This is a genomic window from Rhodococcus sp. P3_B8, assembly GCF_056402775.1.
Genome location: NZ_JBFUGT010000433.1, coordinates 1 through 4,392 on the forward strand (window position 1 = coordinate 1; position 4,392 = coordinate 4,392).

Annotated in this window: 8 protein-coding genes; 5 read left to right on the top strand and 3 right to left on the bottom strand. The window is 67.7% G+C overall.

Translation table 11 applies throughout. The features are described 5' to 3' along the window. The 4 genes from AC1D1G_RS42225 to AC1D1G_RS42240 form a co-directional block, all read left to right on the top strand. On the top strand, window positions 1-134 hold a 134-nt coding region (locus AC1D1G_RS42225), incomplete at its 5' end, for an acyl-CoA carboxylase biotin carboxyl carrier protein subunit (RefSeq protein WP_477956606.1). A 69-nt stretch (window positions 135-203) separates the two neighbouring features. Beyond that, a complete protein-coding gene (locus tag AC1D1G_RS42230) occupies window positions 204-614 on the top strand; it encodes a DUF1707 SHOCT-like domain-containing protein (RefSeq protein ID WP_283353429.1) in 411 nt (136 codons plus the stop codon). Between the two features lies 1 nt (window position 615). Further along, a complete protein-coding gene (locus AC1D1G_RS42235) occupies window positions 616-954 on the top strand; it encodes a hypothetical protein (protein WP_105424002.1) in 339 nt (112 codons plus the stop codon). 2 nt (window positions 955-956) lie between these two features. Further along, window positions 957-1,289 carry a VanZ family protein gene (locus AC1D1G_RS42240; RefSeq protein WP_280782731.1) on the top strand — a complete coding sequence of 111 codons (333 nt, stop codon included), beginning with the start codon at window positions 957-959 and terminating at the stop codon, window positions 1,287-1,289. Here the strand turns inward: AC1D1G_RS42240 and AC1D1G_RS42245 are convergent. The 3 genes from AC1D1G_RS42245 to AC1D1G_RS42255 form a co-directional block, all read right to left on the bottom strand. Further along, the gene (locus AC1D1G_RS42245; RefSeq protein WP_283353428.1) at window positions 1,253-2,041 is read right to left on the bottom strand and encodes a tyrosine-protein phosphatase; all 789 of its coding nucleotides are present in this window, start codon (window positions 2,039-2,041) and stop codon (window positions 1,253-1,255) included. The two genes, AC1D1G_RS42240 and AC1D1G_RS42245, sit on opposite strands and share 37 nt — an antisense overlap. Continuing rightward, window positions 2,038-3,381, bottom strand: a complete 1,344-nt coding sequence (gene lat, locus AC1D1G_RS42250) for an L-lysine 6-transaminase (protein WP_477956603.1) — start codon at window positions 3,379-3,381, stop codon at window positions 2,038-2,040. Before lat ends, AC1D1G_RS42245 begins: the two co-directional genes overlap by 4 nt. 65 nt (window positions 3,382-3,446) lie before the next feature. Beyond that, window positions 3,447-3,911: an Lrp/AsnC family transcriptional regulator gene (locus AC1D1G_RS42255; RefSeq protein WP_477956604.1), complete on the bottom strand. Its 465-nt coding sequence runs from the start codon at window positions 3,909-3,911 to the stop codon at window positions 3,447-3,449. A gap of 211 nt (window positions 3,912-4,122) precedes the next feature. Between AC1D1G_RS42255 and AC1D1G_RS42260 the strand changes: the two genes are divergently transcribed. Next, a partial coding sequence (locus AC1D1G_RS42260; protein WP_477956605.1) for an aldehyde dehydrogenase family protein occupies window positions 4,123-4,392 on the top strand: 270 nt, incomplete at its 3' end.

Consider the following 4,392-nt stretch of genomic DNA (forward strand, 5'->3'; position numbering starts at 1 on the left):
ACCTCATCGCCGTCCTCGAGGCCATGAAGATGGAAAACCCCGTCAACGCCCACAAGGCCGGCGTCGTCACCGGCCTCGCCGTCGAACCCGGCGCCGCCATCACCCAGGGCACCGTCCTCGCCGAACTGAAATAGGCGCCCGCACCACTCGTGAGTCCTTCTCGGCCCCCGGGGGTCGAGAAGGACTCACAGTAGTCTGTGCGCATGTCTGACGTTCCCGAGATCCGCATCGGCACTGCCGAACGCGAGCAGGCCCTGAACGTGTTGAGCGAACATTTCGCGGCGGGCCGTCTGACGGTCCCCGAATTCGACGAGCGCAGTCTCGCGGTCACGAATGCCAGCACCCGCGGCGAGCTCGATCGAGTCTTCACCGACCTCCCCGCGACCGCGGTCGGCACCCCCGCCAAGGCCGAATCGGCCGGTGCCGACAACGACCAGAACTGGCGTCGCATCGTGATGTCGGTGATCCCGCTCGTCGCTCTCGTGCTGTTCTTCGTCGTTCCTGTCGACAACAGCTGGCTGTTCTTCCTGATGATCCCTGCCGCCGGCGCCATCCTGTTCGGCACCCGCGACGACCGCCACGGCCGGGATCGCCGCCGAGACCGGGACCGCTGACGTGGAACCTGTCGAGGTCAATGCGGGTGGCTGGTACCTGCGCGCGCTGCGGGCGGACGAACGGGTCGACGATCGTCCGGCGCTCGCGGACGGTGGAATCGCCGAACCCGAGTACGTCGCCCGCCGCACCGCGCAGTGGCTGAGCGACGAGCACTATTCGTGGGCGATCTGCCAGCCCAACACCGGCGAACTGCTCGCCGAGGTGGGGCTCACTCCGTCCGGGGACTCCGCCACCCTCACCGGCTGGGCGCGCACCGGCCACGAAGACGCACTCGCGAGCGGATCGGATGCGGTGCAACGGTTTGCGGAGGGCGCGTTGGGGTTGACGGTCCAGCGGTGAGTATGCGATCCGTTCCGGTGGCAGCCCTCACCGTGCTGGCACTGGTCATGCTGCTGTCCCCGGCGTCCGCGACGCCGTCGGGTCCCGAGCATGCCGACAAGGTGGTGCACGCCCTGCTGTTCGCGGCGCTGGCGGCCGCCTCCCGGTATGCGCTCCTGACGCCACGGATCACCGTGCTCTGGCTCGCGGCGTTCGCGGTGATCACCGAGATTCTGCAGGGCGTGCTTCCGATCGGCCGGCACGGCTCGGTCTGGGATCTCTGCGCCGACATGGTCGGTGTGGCGCTCGGCTTGTCCGCTCAGTCCGCGATCATGCGCTCCCGCAGCAGGGTCTGAACCCCGGCGTCGAGGCCGAGTCCGTCGGAGAAGTACCGCTCGACGGTCCCGTACTGCTCCCGCATGACGGCCAGGGACACCTCCAGATACTGCTCGCGGACTCCGAGCACGGGCTCGAGCAACGCCGGATCTCCACCCGCGTCGACGAACTTCTCGAACACGCCCGCGAACGACGGAAGCAGGAGTTCGTTGGTCAGCAGGTAGTCGTGGAACACGTCTTCCTCGCTGACTCCGAGGAGCAGCAGCAGTGCCGCCGTGGCCCATCCTGTCCGGTCCTTGCCGGTGGTGCAGTGCACGAGGGCAGGCGTGTTGTCGTTCGAGGCCAGGCCGCCGAACAACTCCCGGTACGAGGAGACCGCGCTCGGCATCACGACGAAGTCGCGGTAGCTGCCCTCGAAGTATTCGATCGCGCGCCCGCCGCCGAGTTCCCGTTCGGCGATCATCGGGTCGGCGATCACCTGGAGCATCTGCGCGGGAATCGACCGGATCCCCTTGTCGGCCAGGACGTCCAACGCGACGGCGCGGGCCCCGTCCGGGAGTGTGTCGGGTGCCGCGTCACGCTCGTCCGCGGTGCGCAGGTCGTACACCGTCCGGATCCCGAGGCCGTCGAGCAGCGGCATGTCCGTGTCCGTGACCCGGCTGAGATCGGTCGAACGGAAGTACACGCCGGTGCGTACTTTCGCGCCGCCCCGGGTTCGGTAGCCACCGACGTCTCGCAGATTGGGCACGGACGTGAGCGGTATCGGCGTCATGCGTCGACGGTACCGCCCAGCACTCGGGCCAGTGCATCCACGGCGGCGTCGAGTTCGGCGGTCGTCACCGTCAGAGGTGGGCGGAACCTGATCCCGCGCTTGCCGGTCGGCAGGATCAGCACCCGCTCCCGGTCCCTGAGGTCGGCGACGACGCGGTCCCGCCGCTGCGGGGTGGGGAGCGTGATGGCACACATGAGGCCGCGTCCCCGCGGCTCGGTCACCTCGGCGTTCGCGCGTGCGAGTTCCCGCAGTCGTTCGAGGAGATGCGCCCCGGTCATCCGGGCTCGGTCGACGAGCCGGTCCTCCTCGACGATCTCGAGGATCCGGCGGGACCGCACCATGTCGGTGAGGTTGCCACCCCAGGTGGAGTTGATCCGGGAGCTCACGGCGAACACGTTGTCGGGGATGTCGTCCACCCGGCCGCCGGCCATGATGCCGCAGACCTGAGTCTTCTTGCCGAACGCGACGACGTCCGGGTGCACTCCCAACTGCTGGTACGCCCAGGCGGTGCCGGTGAGACCGCACCCGGTCTGCACCTCGTCGAATATGAAGAGGGCGTCGTTCTCCCGGCAGAGCGCCTCCATCGCCTGGAAGAACTCCGGGCGGAAGTGGTGGTCGCCGCCCTCACCCTGGATCGGTTCGGCGATGAAACACGCCACGTCCGAGGGGTTCTCGGCGAACGCGTGCCGCGCCTGGTTCAGCGCGTGGCGCTCGGCTTCCACGACGTCCCGCCCGTCCGCGAGGTATGGGGAGTCGATGCGCGGCCAGTCGAACTTGGGGTACCGCGCCACCTTGCCGGGCTCGGTGTTGGTCAGCGACATGGTGTATCCACTGCGCCCGTGGAACGCCTCGGTCAGATGGAGCACCTTCGTGCCGAGCGCCGGGTCGAGGCCTCGGCTCTCGTTGAGCCTGTTCTTCCAGTCGAACGCCACCTTCAGAGCGTTCTCGACGGCGAGTGCGCCACCGTCGATGAAGAAGAGATGCGGCAGTGCGGGATCGCCCAGCACTCGGGCGAACGTCTCGACGAACCGTGCCATCGGGACGGTATAGATGTCGGAGTTGCTCGGTTTGTTGATCGCCGCCGCTGCCAGTTCCCGGCGAAAGGCGTCGTCGTCCGCCAGCGCCGGATGGTTCATCCCCAGCGCCGACGAGGCGAAGAATCCGAACATGTCCAGATAGCTGGTGCCGTCCCGCTGGTCGACGAGATGCGTACCGCGTGAGCGTTCCAGGTCGAGCACCAGGTCGAAACCGTCGACCAGAATGCGCTCGCGCAGCACGTCGTGCACCTGGCTCGCCGGCAGCTCGCCCCCATCTCCGGTAAATCGAATCGCTGTGCTCATACCGAGAGATTACGTCAAAATTCCTGTGAACCGGCGACGATTCAGCAACATATCCGGAACAGAGCTCACCTGTCGTAAAATGTTTGCAAGATGATGGTGCTGCGCGTGTGTACGTTGGCGGTGGCACGGATCTCCTGCAGCAGGTGTTCCAGCTCCCGCGGGGAGGCGACGCGCACCAGCAGCACGTAGCTCTCCTCCCCCGCGACCGAGTGACACGCTTCGATCGCGGGGAGGTTCCGCAACCGGGCGGGGGCATCGTCGGGCTGGGACGGATCGAGAGGGGTGATCGCGACGAATGCGGACAGACCGTGCCCGAGCGCATCCGGATCGATCTTCGCGGTATACCCGCGGATCACTTTGCGGGCCTCGAGCCTGCGCACCCTGGACTGCACGGCGGAGATCGACAGCCCCGCCTTCTCGGCGAGTGTCGCCAGAGTCGCCCGGCCGTCGGCCACCAACTCCTGCATCAGTACCCGATCGATGTCGTCGAGAGGAGTATGGGGTCCGTCGCTACGAAAAGAATCCACCACCAGCGCAGGCTAGCCCAGCGAAGGTGCCTCATGGTCGAAACGTCAGAGCTCCGCGCCCGCGTTGCCCGGGCGCGGAAGCCGAACGCGAGACGAGGGCGCCGGCGTACTTCACCCACCGACCGCGGCTCGCCGAGACACTCGGCCGGCCCGTGCACGACCCGTTCACGCTCCACCGACAGCAGCAGGATCGAACCCGAGAGAGGACAGCATCGTGAACCTTCCCGCCCCCGAGGAGTTGTGCCGACGCGCCGAGGAAGCACTGATCCGGTGCGGCGCCGAGATCACCGACGCCGGTGGACCGCTCGTCGCGCGCACCCCGATCACCGGGACCGAACTGCGCACGGTGACCGCGAGCAGCGCGGACGACGTGGACCGGGCGATCACCGCGGCGCACGAGGCCTTTCTCGAGTGGCGTACCGTCCCCGCACCCCAGCGCGGCGCGGTGGTGCGTCGCCTGGGTCAGCTTCTCACGGAACACAAG